The organism is Kosakonia sp. S42, assembly GCF_016624785.1.
In the GTDB taxonomy this organism is placed as follows: domain Bacteria; phylum Pseudomonadota; class Gammaproteobacteria; order Enterobacterales; family Enterobacteriaceae; genus Kosakonia; species Kosakonia cowanii.
Genome location: NZ_JACVTW010000130.1, coordinates 1 through 226, shown reverse-complemented (window position 1 = coordinate 226; position 226 = coordinate 1). Strand labels below are relative to the sequence as shown.

The 226-nt window shown below is 48.7% G+C and carries 1 protein-coding gene; it reads right to left on the bottom strand.

Translation table 11 applies throughout. From position 1 onward, the window contains the following. The coding region (locus tag IAE50_RS25855; RefSeq protein ID WP_200581712.1) for a DUF932 domain-containing protein at positions 1-219 on the bottom strand (219 nt) is incomplete at its 3' end. Between the last annotated feature and the right edge of the window lie 7 nt (positions 220-226).

The window sequence follows — 226 nt, the reverse complement described above, 5'->3', positions numbered from 1 at the left end:
AATCATGTGTTTGGTAAAATCCCGGCGTTCCGGATCGCGTACCCGTGACTGTCCGGCATAAAAGGGTTCGAAACCTTCCTCACGCAATTTATCCAGCAGAGTAATGGTCGGAATATACGTGTAACGTTCAGAACGTGACTCATGTTTTTCAACCGAAAACGCACTCGGCACGACGCGCATTAATTCATCGTTCGTTAACGGGCGGGTATTACGCATCATGTTCGGG